This is a genomic window from Coprococcus sp. LG101-27, from assembly GCF_027695515.1.
Lineage (GTDB): Bacteria > Bacillota > Clostridia > Lachnospirales > Lachnospiraceae > Allocoprococcus > Allocoprococcus comes.
Genome location: NZ_JAQEUJ010000005.1, coordinates 25740 through 41428 on the forward strand (window position 1 = coordinate 25740; position 15689 = coordinate 41428).

The following is a 15689-nucleotide window of genomic DNA, read 5'->3' on the forward strand; positions in this document are numbered from 1 at the left end:
ATGGAAGAGGTTCTATGTAGCAGTAAAAACTGTTATATGGAGCCTTTTTATATAAGTAATGAAGGGAATTTATGTGTCTGAAAGAAGCGGAAAAGGGCCAACATTTTGTGATTTCGTTAAGAAATGGGTATAAACATTTTCTATTTTCGTTAAAAACTAGCGTAAAACATTTCTGTTTTTCGTTAAAAAGCAAGGAAAAACATTTCGTGTTTTCGTGAAAAAATGTATAATAGGAGAATCAAAACATTGCGCAGGAGGACTTTCATGGAACCATTCTATTATCACAAAATGACGAAACAGCAGCAGGCAGCATACCATGTAATCATGCAGGGAGCGAATGCGCTTGCGGATGAATTTCAGATACCGCGCATAGAAAGTGCGGAGCTTTATGATGTCTTTTTCAGGCTCCGGCTGGATCACCCGGAGATTTTCTGGATGACAGGCTTCAAATATAAATACTACCAGGACTCTCCGAATCTGATCTTTGTACCGGAGTATCTGTTTGACAAAAATAAAATCCGGGAGCACCAGAAGGCAATGACTGCCCGGGTAGAGAAACTGGCAAGAGCGGCAAAGGATTTGTCCGAATGGGAAAAGGAGAAATATATTCATGATTTTATTTGTGAAAATGTGACTTATGATAAGCTGAAAAAGGCGTATTCCCATGAGATTATCGGTCCACTTGGACATGGAGTTGGCGTATGTGAAGGGATTGCAAAATCTGTGAAAGTACTCTGTGATGCGCTTGGAATCTGGTGCATGATCGCAGTCTGTGGTAACAATCCGGAAAAAGGGATCAAGTACCGTCATACTTGGAATATCATAAAAATTGGTGGTACATATTATCATCTGGATGCAACTTTTGACAATACGCTTGGTAAACACAGTGCGGCAGGACAGGAGATCCGCTATGATTATTTCAATCTGGACGACAAGAAGATTTTCCGGGATCATGAACCGCTGATCGCACCGGCACCGGTCTGTACGAATGGGGATCATTTTTATTATCGGGAGAAGAAACTTTCCTTTACAAAAGAAGAAGATGTCTATAAACGGTCGCTGCAGGCGGCTAAGAAGGGCAGGACATTGACCTTTCAGTGGAGAGGTGGCTATCTGACAAGAGAAGTTTTGGAGAAACTTTTGGATCTGCTCCGGAAAGCCGGAGAAGAGAAGCAGAAGGCTGCCAGGATCAGCCTCAACTGGTCGCAGGCAGTGATCCGTGTCAGTTATGTGGAGAACAGAGGACTTGCCTGTGTGGATATGGAAGAGGCAAATGAAGGAGAAAAGGAATAGATGAGTGAACTGGAAATACAGGAAAATATGTCAGCAGAGGAAGCGTTCATGGATACAGAAAATGCATATGAAGAAATTCCGGAGGCCTTCCAGAAACTTGCCCAGTTACTCGGTCAGGATCAGTTTGAAGTTCTGTTTCCAGATAAAGATGCCAAAAACCAGGATGAGATCCGCTTGGTGTATCTGATGAATGATGCAGTGGAAAGCTTTCTGGTTTTTATCGGTGCGAGGATGACCGGACATTATCAGAAGGATTATGAAGGAGAGCTGGACGCAACTTTAAGCCAGGAGGATGGAGAATATGTACTTGTCGTATATCAGGGCGAAACGGTTGTGACCATTTTCTTCCGGGAACTTCAGTTGGAGGTGAACCTTTATAATTACGGAGATGTGGGACATTTCTGGGTGAAAGGGTATGAGTATCTGCGGATTCTGGAATATCGTCTGGCGATTCTGAACGATAAATGTGAATACCTTGGAGAAAAGGCAACAAGTGATACAGAACAGAAACTTGCAAAACTGGTACATTTTCCACCGTTGAACTATACCTGTTATCCGGCAGTTCCGGCAAAATATATTGTCCCGATGGAAGATCCGTGGAATCCGACCGAAGAGGCAATGGATGTAATGGAAGAGCTTGCTGTGGAGAAAGGGGACAGAAGCATGGTAAGGTGGCTTCGTTTTTACCGGAAGCATCACGGAAAAGTGATGAGCAGATGGCTTGCAAGGCTGTTACACAGAAGAAGCCATGCAGATATGATTGACCTGCTGGATAAAAAGCTTGCAAAAGAAGCAAAAAATTATCCACGAAGAGATTTTGGAGAGAAATTTAACCAGAAGTACGAAAAAGTTTTACAGAAAGCAGAGCAAAGAAAAGAAGAACTGGAGATAAACGGGCAGAAAGTGACGCTTGTGCGTGAGGAACCGTTTTCTGCTGCAAGAGATTTGGTGGATTTTAAGGTGTATCTGATGATATGGAAAGAAAAAAGGGGAGATCGGATCGTGGAAATCGAAGAGTTTCTTTGAATTTTTGTAAATAAATAAAATAGAAAAATAATTTAAAATAAAAAGTATTTTTTGATGATGAGGCAAATAGGGATAGATGGTTGAAATCAGTAGGATAAGTGTTAGAATAAAAGATAAAATAGAAAAGTAATTTTAGGAAAATTAGTTTTTTAAAAGACATATTTTTCTTGAATATTGAGGAATAGAAAAGGCAAAATGTGTAAAGTATGTTATTAGAAGGTGGGAAAATGCATGGATGCTAATCATGAAATTATTATACCTAATAAAGGATTACCATTTAAAATGTTTATATTTGAAGGGAAAAACGGAAATTATGTAAGAAATAAACATTGGCATACATCAATAGAGATTTTTGCTGTTTTTAAAGGTTCAGTAAGATTCTTTTTAAATGATGAAGAATATTATTTGAAAGAAGGTGAATTTGTTATTGTAAATTCAAATGAAGTGCATTCTATTTTTGCACCAGATTTAAATTTGACATTAGTTATTCAAATTCCACTTGTTGTTTTTGAAGAGTATTATATTGAGAAAAATTTCATTACATTTTCACATGATTCCAATTATTGTGATAAAGATATGATGGGTATAATGAAAGAGATGTACAGAGCCTATGTAGCAAAGAAGTGCGGGTATGAATTCCTAACTCAAACAAAGTTTTATCATTTGTTATATTTAATGGTAACAGTGTATAGGATAACAGATGTAAGTGATGAAAGAATAAAAAGTTATAAGCATTTGAATCGTCTGACAGATATAACAAATTATATTAAAGAAAATTATGAGGGAGATATCTCTCTTGAAAGTCTGGCAAAAATATTTGGATATTCTCCGACCTATTTGTCGAAGATGTTTCAAAAGTATGCGAAAGTTAGTTATAGGGAATACTTGCAGAGTATTAGATTGGAGAGAGCTTGCGCTGAACTTGTGAATACTAATCATATGCTTGGTGATATTGCTATTAATAATGGTTTTGCAAATAGTAAAGCATTTGCAAAAGCATTTAAAAAGAAAAATGATATTCTTCCAAGTGAATATAGAAAAAGAATGAAGCAATAGAGCAACGGGCCTTACAAAATTTTTTTGTGAGACCCGTTGAATTGTCAAATGCGGCAATGTGCATAAAAAAGATTGTGTAAATCAAAAAAAATATACAATTAGATGGTTTTATAAAAATAAAAGCAATACAAAAAATCAAAAAATGCACTAAAAATATATCAAAAAAACCAGAAAATAGTAGAAAATGACAAGAATGTGACATCGTGAGGTTAAGATAGTGGTAGAAACAAGATATGAAGATTGTTATAATTCAAAATAACAAGAAACAAACCCATATGAGTAGGAGGAAAGAAAATGAAAAAGAGATTAGCGAGAATTCTTGCTGTGACATTAGGCGCAGCAACCTTGCTCACAGGTTGTGGGGGCAACAGTGGGCAGAAAACATCTGATAGTTCCAAGAAATCGGATGATCAGAAGATTACAGAAGACGTTACAAAGACGGAAGGTGAAATCGAGGTTTGGACAAATCTGAGTCAGGAAGAGATGAACTTTTATGTTGAAGAGTTCAACAAAATTGTTCCTGGTGTGAAGGTAAAAGTAACAGTTATGCCATCCAAAGAGTACAGAACAAAACTTCAGAATGCATTCCGTACAGGAACAAATGCACCAGACGTGGCAACATTTGAGATTTCGGATCTTGGTGTATATAAAGAAACAGATATGCTTGAGAATTTAAGCCAAGAAAAATATGGTGCAGAAGATATTTCAAAAGATATGATTCCATATGTAGATGAGCTTTCAAGAGATAAGGAAGGTGATATCAGAGGTCTTTCATGGCAGTCAACACCAGGAGGATTCTGGTATAAGAAAGCTCTTGCTAAAGAATATCTTGGAACAGATGATCCGGATGAATTAGCTGCAATGTTATCTGACTGGGATAAAATCGTAGAAGTAGGAAAACAGGTTTACGAAAAATCCGATGGAAAGATCGCATTATTAGATGACGTTGAATCGGTATTACAGCTGTATGCTTCTTACAAAGGTCAGCCATGGGTAGATGATAACAACCATATTATCAGTGACGACTATATGCTTGAAATGTACAAAATGATGGAAACAGTTGTTTCAAACAAAGTAGATGCAGAAGCAGATATGTGGTCAGCAGGATGGACATCAGGAATGTACTCAAAAGATATGTTTATTCTTACATGCTTACCAACATGGGGACTTAATTTCTGTATTAAACCAGGAATCCCGGATGATGAAATGGACAAGGCAGCCAATACATGGGGATACATGCAGGCACCAATTCCTTATCAGAATGGTGGTACATGGTATGGAATGTACTCAAACTCTAAAAATAAAGATGCAGCATGGGCATGGATTAAAACTATGACATCTAATGTAGATTATCTTGTAAATGGACTTGCTGATACATGGGGAGATTTCCCGGGATATATTCCGGCAATCGAAAAATGTATCGAAGAAGGACATACAGATATTGTAACTGGCGATCAGCAGTATTTCGCAGACTTCTATGAAACAGCGAAAGAAGTTAAAGGTGATCCAATGACAAAATATGACCGTCAGGCTTGGACAAGTGCAGGCGCACAGATGGATCTTATTGCGACAGGACAGATTACACCGGAAGAGGCAGTACAAGGATTCAAAGAAGATATGAAGAATATTTATCCGGAAATCGAAATTGATTAGTCCATAAAATGAGTATGGATATCATATAAAGGGAGCTGCTTCAGTGAAGTACTCGGAGGAGTACCTTCCCTGGAGCAGCTTTTTAAATAGAAAAGGAGGGCTACAAAAAGTGGCTGCAGTAAGCGGAAAGCGGAAAAGAAACAAAATAAATAAAGATAATGCAGGATATTTTTTTATTGCACCATATTTTATCGTTTTTTTAACATTTACCTTATATCCAATTTTATATACATTTAAGTTAAGTTTTATGTCCTGGGATGGATTTGGGGAACAGCAGTTTATAGGATTGGCGAATTATCAGAGGTTACTTCAGGATCAAATGTTTATAAAATCTATCGGAAACACAATTTTTATTGCACTTTTAGCAATGATTCCACAGATGGTATTTGGTTTGGTGCTTGCGTTTTTACTGAATCAGAAGAAATTACGTGGAAGTAATTTCTTTAAAACAGTATTCTATTTTCCGAATCTTGTAACAGCTGTTTCACTTGGTGTACTTTTTAGCTTGTTATTCGATTGGAAAGCAGGTAGTGTGAATCAGGTTCTGATGACATTACATATTATTAAGGATCCGATTAACTGGAAGGGAAGCCCTTTACTGTCACAGCTCATTGTTGCATTGGTGTTATTCTGGCAGTATTTTGGATATTATACCATTATTTTTACAGCGGGTATTCGAGGAATTCCATATGAACTTTTTGAAGCCGCTGAAGTGGATGGAGCTTCAAAAGTACAGACATTTTTTAAGATCGTACTACCGCTTATGCGTCCAATCATGACGTTTGCATTTGTTACATCAATTATTGGTGGTCTTCAGATTTTCGATTTACCGTATACTTTTGGTGGTGCAATGGGAGGAACAAAAGCTTCATTATTAACCATGGTAATGTATATGTATAATATCGCATTTACAAATTTAGATTATGGATATGGTGCAGCAATTTCATATGGATTATTTGTAATTATTATTGTATTTTCAATTATTTTCATGAAATATACAACAGGAAAGAAGGAGCAGTATTAAATGAGTATGCAAAGTAAAAAAGAAGGTCATGGTAAACTTTATCGCACCTTAACGTACATATTTTTAATTTTTCTTGCCATTATCAGTATAGTACCATTTTATAATATGATTATTGGATGTACTCATGATAATGCCGCTTTAGCAACCAGTTTTCAGATGATTCCAGGAAAACATTTGCTCGATAATTATCATCGGCTTCAAGATAATGTAAATATTTGGAGAGGTCTTGCAAACAGTGTTGTTATCTCCGTGATATATACGGCAATTTCTACTTATATTGGAGCACTTACCGCCTATGGTTTTGCAAAATACAAATTCAAAGGGAATAAAGTTTTATTCTGGATCGTCCTTGCAACAATGATGCTTCCTGGACAGCTCGGAATTATTGGTTACTTCCAGGAAATGAATAATTTGAGATTGTTAGATAATTACATTGCTATTTTAATGCCGAGTTTTGCCACACCAGTTATGGTATATTGGATTCGCCAGTATATTGATGCATATGTTCCAAATGAATTGCTTGAAAGTGCACGTATTGATGGTTGCAATGAGTTTAAAATATTTAATAAAATTATTTTCCCAGTAATTATTCCGGGAGTAGCTACACAGGCTATTTTTACATTTGTTGGTTGTTGGAACTCTTATGTACAGCCATCTATATTGCTGTTCTCACAAGAAAAGTTTACATTACCGATTCTGGTACAGCAGATGCAGGGAGTATACAAAACAGATTATGGAGTAGTATATCTTGGCGTTACACTTTCAGTAGTGCCGATATTGCTTTTGTTTATGTTCTGCTCAAAGAAAATTTTGGAAAGTTCAATGTCAGGTGCAGTAAAGGGATAGGATATGGAATATAATTTTGATGAAATCATTGACAGACGCCATACAAACAGTGCAAAATTTGATGAAATGGATGCATTATTTGGAAGTGATGTCATGCATCTTGGTGTGGCAGATATGGATTATCGTTCCCCGGAACCTATTTTAAATGCGATGCAGAAAATTGTAAAAAAAGGTGTATTTGGGTATACGATTTTACCGGACAATTATCAAGATTTGGTATGTCAGTGGATGCTACGCAGATATCATGAAAAAATAGATCCAGAATGGGTTGTTTTTTCACCGCGGATTAATATGGCTCTGAATATGGTGGTAGAGACATTTACCAATCCTGGAGATGGAATCGTACTGCATACACCGGCATACACTGCCTTGCAAAATGCAATTGAAAAATATGATCGGAAGATGATTGAAAGCTCATTAGTATTAGAAAATGAAAGATATCGAATGGATTTTAAACAGTTAAGAGAAGCATTGGACGATAATCTGAAAAAAGGAATCCATACAAGTCTTATGTTGCTGTGCAATCCACATAATCCAACCGGGCGTGTATGGAACAAAGGAGAGCTTGATGAAATTGCATCAATCTGTAAGGATTATAATTTAATGTTGGTAGCTGATGAGATTCATGCAGATTTTTTAAAGAAAGGCAAAGAATTTGTTTCTACGTTAAAGATAAGAACAGAATTGAAAGAACGATTGATCGTATGCAATTCGATTACAAAAACCTTTAATGTACCGGGAGTAATTTTATCGAATATGATTATTCCGGATACAAGAATCCGCGAAAAAGTAAAAGAAACAATTGACCGGTGGGGGCTTCATAATCCGAATATTTTTGCTGCGGGCATTATGGAAGCGGCTTATACAGAATGCGATGACTGGCTGGAACAGGTAAACATTTATCTGGAAGGAAATTATAATTTTCTTGCTAAGTATTTGCAAAAACATATGCCAGAATTTGAAGTAATTCCTTCAGAAGGGACGTACATGGCATGGATTAAAACGAGTAAATTAGGAATCAGTCCAAAAGCTTTAGAGCAATTCTTCATTGAAAAAGCTAAAGTATCAGTATATATGGGTGATCGGTATGGAAAGCATACCGAGGAATTTATTCGTGTGAATATTGCAACTTCCAGAGAGTATCTGGAGAAAGCTTTGCACAGAGTGAAAGCTCATTATGATGAAATTGTGCAAGGAAGATAATGTTTTGGTATGGAGAAGAAAATGAATATAGAATTTTTGGAGAATTTATTAAATCAGATTTCCGTATCTGGAAGTGAAGAAAACGGGCAGCGTGTTTTAAGGGAATATATGGAACAATACGCAGATGAAATAAGAACCGATGAAATAGGAGATGTGATTTGTGTATTAAATCCGGAAAGTCCTGCCAGAATCATGCTTTCTGCACATGCAGATGAGATTGGTCTTGTAGTAACAAGAATTACAGAAGAAGGAAGAATTCAGGCAATTGAACGCGGTGGAATAATGACACATAATTATCCGGGTCAGAAAGTCCAAATCTGCACAAAGAAAGGCATCGTGTACGGTGTTGTAGAATGTAGCAGAGAATTATTGAAAAAGGAAACGGTAAAAGTAGCAGACTTATTGATAGACATCGGCGCAGTATCAAAGGAAGATGCGCTACAGCATGTCTCTTTAGGAGACACAGTTGTACTGGATTCTGGAATCAGAAAGTTGTTACATAATCGAATAACAGCGAGAGCAATGGATGACAGAATTGGGGTATTTGTTATCATGGAGGCTTTTAAACGTGCAAGAGAAAAAGGCTGTAGCGCAGGTGTTTATGCTGCTGCCACAGTGGGGGAAGAAACAACGAAAAATGGTGCATTTTGGTGTAGTGCGCAGATTGATCCGGCACTTGCAGTAGTTGTTGATGTTACAAATTGTACAGACTATAGTAGATTCCCAAATGCAGCCGTTTCAGGAGATATTGTTCTGGGAAATGGTCCAGCACTTTGCAATAGTCCAATAGCAACTAAACAGCTTAATGAAAAGATGGTGGAATGTGCTCAAAGAGCAGGTATTGGTATTCAGAGAGAAGCGGCAAGTTCAAGAAGTTTTACAGATGCGGATCAAATTCATTTTTCTAATAAAGGTGTTCCAGTGGTTTTTACAGGGATACCACTTCGGAATATGCATAATCCAGGTGAGGTTGCGGATATGAAGGATGTAGAAGGATGTATAGAACTTATCGCAGAGTTTTTATGCAGTTTTAAGTAGAAGGAAAGCCTTTGCTTTGCAGAGTAGATTTGCAGAGAGAAGGCTTTTTGTAGTATATTTGAAGAAAAAGTAAATTTTGCATAAGGAGAATGACAAATGATCAACCGAGAAGATATGCTGGAATTGACGCGGCGGATGACGCCTGCAAGAACATCATTCACAAGAATAGCAGGCTGTTATGTAGATGCAGACGGAGATTTTGACGGAAGCTTTAACATCAACTTCCTCAAACTCTCTCCGTCAGAAAAAACAAAAAATCTCGCAATCGCCAAAACGATTCCATTTGCAGAGACAAACACAAAACTGAAAAAATACGAGATCCAGCCGGAAAATCAGAAAACCGGAAGTATGTGGCAGCTTTTGATGGCGCTCAGAGACTGTGAACTCAAAAACGATGCCCTGATGGATACTCTTTATGATATCATCATGGAAAACATCCGGATCACCACCCCTTACGCGATCTATGTTTTCCATGATAACTACGATATCCCAGCCAAAGCCACCGACAAAGAACGCCTCGGAGAATCCGAAGAGATGTTCCCTTACCTCATCTGCGCTATCTGTCCCCTTGTCGGCGAATACGAACCCGGATCCCCAACATCCGGCTTCCTCTTCCCCGCCTTTACAGACCGCAGCGGTGACCTGAACCATATAAATATCTATGGCATAACTGAAAAGAAACGTGAAGAACTTGGTAGACTTATATCTTTATAATAATGTGTTGTTGGAAATATTTTAAAGATACAAATTTTTAAAAACTAAAACAAATCATTATACTCAAATTTATGAATATGGTTAAAACCCTAGACAAACAAATCACCATCAGCCATGCGCAGCGAACTGATGCTCCACAAGGGAAAATTTTCAAGTTGCAGGAGTACCAGAAAAAACGGATAAATAAATGAATCGGGTCAGATTCCCTTGAGCACTATGGAGATGAGACTCAGTATATTGTGGAAGCCATTGCTGACACAATATACGCTTTCAGAGGCTCATCGGAATGCTCAGTGCGTGGGAAGCATACCCGATTCATTTATTTATCCGTTTTTTCGTCCCCCTCCAACACCTTAAAACCTACCTTATTCATCCATCAGCAAGCTCCGGAACTCCGTAAAGAAACGTCCCTGCTCTTCTTTGGTCATCTTAACCAGCATCTCCAGGCTTTCCATACTGATCCGCCCGGCTGAGAACAGCAGTTCCGTATAATCCCATTTCGTATATCCATACTCTTTTTCCCAGTCGCAGATTTTCTTCATTCCATAATAATAGCAGGTGAAATATCCCGGCGCATTCTGGTGTGCCTGTACCTGGGCGCGGGCAGTTACGCGGTCAAAGCCAAGCTCTTCTTCGTAGATTTTTACAGCATCTTCCAGTGTCACTCCAAAATAATACAGCTGCAGATCAACCAGGATACGGACAGAGGCATGATGACGGCGGAATGCAACGAACAGAGGGAAGAACGGGTCTTCCGCAAAGATAAAGGTAAATGCGCGTTCAGTCCGAATACAGGTTCCCTCTTCCAGAGGTACACTTTTTGCTCCTATTTTTACAGTTTCCGGTGTTGGATCGATCGCTGCACGGATAAACTGGACATGGTGTCCCGGATAAGTTTCGTGCATGGTATTCATCTTGATCCAGCCATCGGTAATGTTCTGATAATTATACTGATTCAGGAACATCTGGCCGCGGAGCGGTTTGACACGGAAATCGCCACCCTCATAACCGCCCCAAGGGTAAGAATCCTTATAGCAAGGCGGAAGAGGAACGCACAGACAGGTTTCATCTTCCGGAAGACGTACATATTCATGAGCGACAGCACGGGTACGTTTCAGATAATTTCTGGCACGTGTATACATTTCCTTGGCACTGTCACAAGGACCAGCATAGCGGAAAAGCACATCACTGACTTCTTTCATTGTCTTCGGAGTTCCTTCCGGAAGCTCTAATTTGGAGGCGATTTCGAATACTTCAGCACGGGTCTTTTCAATTTCTTCTTTATGCCATGCAAGCAGTTCGTCGAGAGATACACCAAGACGGTTTTTCAGAAGGCTGCGGTAAGCTTCCGGATCCATCTTGATGGTCTTTGAGAGATCATCCTTTAACAATTCTTCAGAGTCAGACTGGCAGTCTGAACCGAGTAAATCTGCCATTTCCTGAAGCTGATCGATAAAAATCCGGAAGGACTGTGATAAAGACGCAATCTGTTCTTCTGTGAAATCCGGGAAATATTCATTTAACAGTTTCAGGTCGCGCTGCATATCCAGCCTTGCGCGGGCAAAGGCAGAAGAAAGGGAAACTTCATTTTCTCCGTATTGCGTGTGGATCAGATTAAGGATCAAATCCTGATTTTCATGAAATGCCTGTAATTTTCTGGTCAGGACATCGAGACGTACTTCATTAGAACGCCGGTCACAGCGAGCGATTTCCTGAAGATAATAGACAAAATCCAGGAGAGGTGCTTCCGGACTGTGTTCTTTTTCTTCGATAGTAAATTTGAGAGAATCCAGGAAGTCTTTCAGATGATGCTTCACCAGACGATAGACATTGTCCGGTGCATCCAGGTTTTCAACCTGTGTTTTTAAATCATTCCATTTTTCGCGGACCGATCTGATCTTTTCGGGAGTCGGGAGAAAAAGGATATTTTCAAAAGAACGGTGGCTTTCGAGTTGGTCATGCAAAATGGCAAGTTCTCTGTCAAGTTCGCGGTAAGTATTGGTTAAGTCAGTATTTTTCATAAGTAAATAGCGCTCTCCTTTTTTAGAAATTTATTCTGATTGTATCTTACCGCAGAAAATGTCAAATGAAAAGCAGGACAGATAAAAAGATTCGCGTGTCGACTTATGCCCCTTTCTGTGATATGATAATCAAGAGATTATTATGAGCAGAAAGGGGCATTTTTTCGATGGCAGCAACATCTGAAAATAAGCCAAAACAATATATATCTGTCGGGATCCTGGCGCATGTGGATGCCGGAAAGACGACGCTTTCGGAAGGAATCCTTTATCTTACCGGTCAGATCAGGAAGCTTGGAAGAGTTGACCACGGAGATGCGTTTCTGGACATGTATACGCTGGAGAGAAGCCGGGGGATTACCATTTTTTCCAAGCAGGCGAATTTTGCGCTTGGAGACAAGCAGGTGACTCTTCTTGATACACCGGGGCATGTGGACTTTTCAGCAGAAATGGAGCGTACCCTGCAGGTTCTTGATTATGCAATCCTGGTTGTCAGCGGAGCGGACGGTGTGCAGGGACATACACGAACCCTGTGGAATCTTCTTGCAAGGTATCAGGTCCCGACCTTTATTTTCATAAATAAGATGGATCAGGACGGTACGGACAGACAGGACAGACTTGCTGAATTAAAGCGGAAGCTCAGCGGAGAGTGTGTGGACTTTACAGAAGCGGGTGAAGAATTTCTGGAAGAGCTGTCTATGTGTGATGAGACGGTAATGGAAAGCTATCTGGAAAATGGAGAGATCACGACAGGTCAGATTCAGACGCTGATCCGGGAACGAAAGGTATTTCCATGCTATTTCGGTTCTGCACTGAAGCTGGAAGGTGTGCAGGAATTACTGGACGGACTGGAAAAATACATGGACGGACCGGTAAGCGGGACGCATGCTGAAGAAGCTTTTGGAGCGAAGGTATATAAGATATCCAGAGATTCACAGGGCAGCCGCCTGACACATATGAAGATCACAAACGGAGTACTGAAGGTCAAAGAGATCCTGGAATATATGGCAGAGGAAGAACCTTTGCAGGAGAAAGTCAACCAGATCCGGATTTATTCCGGGGACAAGTACGAGATGGTGCAGGAAGCAGAAAAAGGCTGTATCTGTGCTGTGACAGGACTTACCCGGACTTATCCGGGACAGGGGCTTGGGATGCAGCAAAGTTCTTCGGCACCGATACTGGAGCCGGTTCTGAATTACCGGGTGGAGCTGCCGGAAGGCTGTGATGTCCACCGGATGCTGCAGAATTTTAGACAACTGGAGGAAGAAGATCCGATGCTCCGTGTAGTCTGGAATGAAGAGGCAGGAGAGATTCAGGTCCAGCTGATGGGCGAAGTGCAGACGGAGATTCTGCAAAGTCTTGTAAAAGAACGGTTTGATGTGGATATTTCTTTTGGAAGTGGGAATATTGTTTACAAAGAAACGATTAAAAATACAGTTGAAGGAGTAGGGCATTTTGAGCCGCTGCGTCATTATGCAGAAGTGCATCTGATACTGGAACCGGGAGAGCCGGGAAGTGGAATCACGATCGATACGATCTGCAGTGAGGATGTGCTGGACAAGAACTGGCAGCGACTGATCCTGACACATGTGCTGGAAAGAGAGCACCGGGGCGTTCTGACGGGATCGGTGCTTACTGATGTGAAGATCACACTTGCCAGTGGACGTGCACATCTGAAGCATACAGAGGGCGGAGACTTCCGCCAGGCGGTGTATCGTGCGATCCGCCAGGGACTGATGCAGGCAGAGAATGTACTGCTTGAACCGTATTATGCGTTTCGTCTGGAAATTCCGTCAGAGCTGACAGGCCGTGCACTTACGGATATTCAGCGGATGAATGGAGAATTTGACGGACCGGAGACGGAAGATGATATGGCTGTGGTCACCGGAAGTGCACCGGTGTCTGAAATGCAGGATTATCAGAGAGAAGTAACCACATACAGCAGAGGAAGAGGGAAACTGTTCTGTACGTTGAAGGGATATTTTCCATGCCATAACCAGGACGAGGTTGTAGAGGTGATTGGTTACGATCCGGAGCGGGATGTGGAGAATCCGACGGGTTCTGTATTCTGTGCTCATGGAGCAGGATATAATGTACCGTGGCAGGAAGTGGTGGAACATATGCATATTGAGGCACAGCTTCCGAAGATCCTGGAAGAGCGGAAAAGGCTGGCAGGAGAGACAGAAAAAAGTCTGGATGAGACTGTACCGGTAAATTTACGCAAGGAGAAAAGTGGATCAGCAGAAGCAGCAGCCAGAGGCGGCAGGCATTATGCGCGTAATGCCAGAGAAGACAGGGAACTGGAAGAGATTTTTATCCGGACTTACGGACGGGTAGAGAGAAAAGCCGATCGTCTTCCAAAGACTGTGACTGCAGGGAAAACGCCAAAAGCAAAGAAAGATGAAGAAGGCGTACAGGAATATTTGCTGGTAGATGGTTATAATGTTATTTTCGCATGGGATGATCTGAAAGAACTGGCAAAAGAGAATATTGAAGCAGCAAGAAATAAACTGATGGATGTGCTTTGCAATTATCAGGGGTTCAAGAACTATCCTTTGATCCTGGTATTTGATGCCTACAAGGTTGAAGGCGAAGCAATGGAAATCTTCAAATACCATAACATTCATGTTGTGTATACAAAAGAAGCTGAGACGGCGGATATGTACATTGAAAAGGTAGTACATGAAGTCGGAAGAAAGTATCATGTGACGGTAGTTACATCAGACGGTGTGGAGCAGGTGATCACACAAGGGCAGGGAGGTACGATCATATCTTCCCGGGAGTTCCTGGAAGAGGTGAAGATCGTGAACCGGCAGATTCAGGAAGAATGGGAACTTCACAAAGAGAGTGCGAAAAATTATCTGTTCGATCATATGGACAGGGAGCTTGCCGGTCATATGGAAGAGGTCCGCATGGGCCGGAAAGAATTGGGTGAGAGAGCAAATGATCAATAAAGAGGAATTTCTGAAAACCTGTAATCTGACAGAGGATGACCTTACGGCTGCCCGGATTTCCTGGGAGGAGCTGACAGAGATCTATGAAGATTATATGTCAAAAACGAAATTGTTCCGTCATCTGGGAAAAGAATTTGTAGATGAATATATTTATGATATTGAGCGGGCAGGGATCCATTCCTATCGTTACAGAACCAAGAATCCAATGCACCTTCTGGAAAAGATCATCCGGAAGCGGAAAGAAAATTATGCAAAATTTGAACATATCAACAAATCGAATTACCACAAATACATCACAGATTTGATTGGTATCAGGGTTTTCTTCCTTTACCGGGAGGACTGGATCCATTTTCATAAGTTCATCACTTCGATGTTTGAAAATGATCCGAACAATTATATAGAGGACAGGCTGCGGGATTTTGATGAGGATCCGGAGCACTGCTATATCGCAGAACGTCCAAAAGTATACAAGCGTTCCGGGGATACGAGGATTTATGACAGTACGCAGATTGAAGTGCGGACAGGCGGGTATTACCGTTCACTGCATTATATCATCAAGTATCACGGATACTATCTGGAAATCCAGGGCAGAACGCTTTTTGAAGAAGGATGGAGCGAGATTGACCATGATATTGTGTATCCGTATTACAAGGATGATGAGATGCTGACGGAGTTTTCCGGACTGCTGAACAGGCTTTCGGGAGTGGCAGATGAGATGAGTTCGTATTTCAGAAAGATGAAAGAACTCAGAGAAGAAGAACCGGATAAAAAATAAAGGATCTCTTGTAAAAAATTAAAAATAAAAAGCAAAAGACGTTTAAAACAAAAGGAAATAAAGTATTGTAAAATTTGTTTGACAAATAA

12 protein-coding genes are annotated in these 15689 nt (G+C 40.3%); 11 read left to right on the top strand and 1 reads right to left on the bottom strand.

All coding sequences use genetic code 11. From position 1 onward, the window contains the following. Positions 1-264: 264 nt before the first annotated feature. From PG766_RS05775 to PG766_RS05815, 9 genes are all read left to right on the top strand, one after another. Entirely contained in the window at positions 265-1293 is a 1029-nt protein-coding gene (locus tag PG766_RS05775; protein ID WP_270590589.1) for a transglutaminase domain-containing protein, read from the top strand. Continuing rightward, entirely contained in the window at positions 1294-2319 is a 1026-nt protein-coding gene (locus PG766_RS05780; protein WP_118198651.1) for a DUF3878 family protein, read from the top strand. Positions 2320-2550: 231 nt separating this feature from the next. After that, positions 2551-3375: an AraC family transcriptional regulator gene (locus tag PG766_RS05785; protein ID WP_055260326.1), complete on the top strand. Its 825-nt coding sequence runs from the start codon at positions 2551-2553 to the stop codon at positions 3373-3375. 294 nt (positions 3376-3669) lie between these two features. Further along, positions 3670-5028 carry an ABC transporter substrate-binding protein gene (locus PG766_RS05790; protein WP_055260325.1) on the top strand — a complete coding sequence of 453 codons (1359 nt, stop codon included), beginning with the start codon at positions 3670-3672 and terminating at the stop codon, positions 5026-5028. A 109-nt stretch (positions 5029-5137) separates the two neighbouring features. After that, positions 5138-6052: a carbohydrate ABC transporter permease gene (locus tag PG766_RS05795; RefSeq protein ID WP_055155464.1), complete on the top strand. Its 915-nt coding sequence runs from the start codon at positions 5138-5140 to the stop codon at positions 6050-6052. Further along, entirely contained in the window at positions 6053-6898 is an 846-nt protein-coding gene (locus PG766_RS05800) for a carbohydrate ABC transporter permease (protein ID WP_055155463.1), read from the top strand. 3 nt (positions 6899-6901) lie between these two features. After that, complete coding sequence (locus PG766_RS05805) at positions 6902-8101, top strand: MalY/PatB family protein (RefSeq protein ID WP_270590590.1); 1200 nt, start codon at positions 6902-6904, stop codon at positions 8099-8101. Positions 8102-8122: 21 nt separating this feature from the next. Continuing rightward, positions 8123-9139 carry a M20/M25/M40 family metallo-hydrolase gene (locus PG766_RS05810; RefSeq protein WP_270590591.1) on the top strand — a complete coding sequence of 339 codons (1017 nt, stop codon included), beginning with the start codon at positions 8123-8125 and terminating at the stop codon, positions 9137-9139. A 96-nt stretch (positions 9140-9235) separates the two neighbouring features. Continuing rightward, positions 9236-9853: a DUF4317 family protein gene (locus PG766_RS05815; RefSeq protein ID WP_270590592.1), complete on the top strand. Its 618-nt coding sequence runs from the start codon at positions 9236-9238 to the stop codon at positions 9851-9853. A gap of 365 nt (positions 9854-10218) precedes the next feature. Here PG766_RS05815 and PG766_RS05820 read toward each other — a convergent pair whose 3' ends face one another. Continuing rightward, positions 10219-11874, bottom strand: a complete 1656-nt coding sequence (locus PG766_RS05820) for a DUF885 family protein (protein ID WP_270590593.1) — start codon at positions 11872-11874, stop codon at positions 10219-10221. A gap of 167 nt (positions 11875-12041) precedes the next feature. Between PG766_RS05820 and PG766_RS05825 the strand changes: the two genes are divergently transcribed. Together PG766_RS05825 and PG766_RS05830 are read left to right on the top strand one after the other, a co-directional pair. Beyond that, complete coding sequence (locus tag PG766_RS05825) at positions 12042-14825, top strand: translation factor GTPase family protein (RefSeq protein WP_270590595.1); 2784 nt, start codon at positions 12042-12044, stop codon at positions 14823-14825. Then, positions 14815-15600: a GTP pyrophosphokinase gene (locus PG766_RS05830; RefSeq protein WP_270590596.1), complete on the top strand. Its 786-nt coding sequence runs from the start codon at positions 14815-14817 to the stop codon at positions 15598-15600. The genes PG766_RS05825 and PG766_RS05830 overlap by 11 nt, the downstream gene beginning before the upstream one ends. The last annotated feature ends 89 nt before the right edge of the window (positions 15601-15689 follow it).

Excerpts from the sequence above, each read along its gene's own strand:
- PG766_RS05775 (WP_270590589.1), top strand. The coding sequence starts at position 265 with ATGGAACCATTCTATTATCACAAAATGACGAAACAGCAGCAGGCAGCA.
- PG766_RS05780 (WP_118198651.1), top strand. The coding sequence starts at position 1,294 with ATGAGTGAACTGGAAATACAGGAAAATATGTCAGCAGAGGAAGCGTTC.
- PG766_RS05785 (WP_055260326.1), top strand. The coding sequence starts at position 2,551 with ATGGATGCTAATCATGAAATTATTATACCTAATAAAGGATTACCATTT.
- PG766_RS05790 (WP_055260325.1), top strand. The coding sequence starts at position 3,670 with ATGAAAAAGAGATTAGCGAGAATTCTTGCTGTGACATTAGGCGCAGCA.
- PG766_RS05800 (WP_055155463.1), top strand. The coding sequence starts at position 6,053 with ATGAGTATGCAAAGTAAAAAAGAAGGTCATGGTAAACTTTATCGCACC.
- PG766_RS05805 (WP_270590590.1), top strand. The coding sequence starts at position 6,902 with ATGGAATATAATTTTGATGAAATCATTGACAGACGCCATACAAACAGT.
- PG766_RS05810 (WP_270590591.1), top strand. The coding sequence starts at position 8,123 with ATGAATATAGAATTTTTGGAGAATTTATTAAATCAGATTTCCGTATCT.
- PG766_RS05815 (WP_270590592.1), top strand. The coding sequence starts at position 9,236 with ATGATCAACCGAGAAGATATGCTGGAATTGACGCGGCGGATGACGCCT.
- PG766_RS05820 (WP_270590593.1), bottom strand. The coding sequence starts at position 11,874 with ATGAAAAATACTGACTTAACCAATACTTACCGCGAACTTGACAGAGAA.
- PG766_RS05825 (WP_270590595.1), top strand. The coding sequence starts at position 12,042 with ATGGCAGCAACATCTGAAAATAAGCCAAAACAATATATATCTGTCGGG.
- PG766_RS05830 (WP_270590596.1), top strand. The coding sequence starts at position 14,815 with ATGATCAATAAAGAGGAATTTCTGAAAACCTGTAATCTGACAGAGGAT.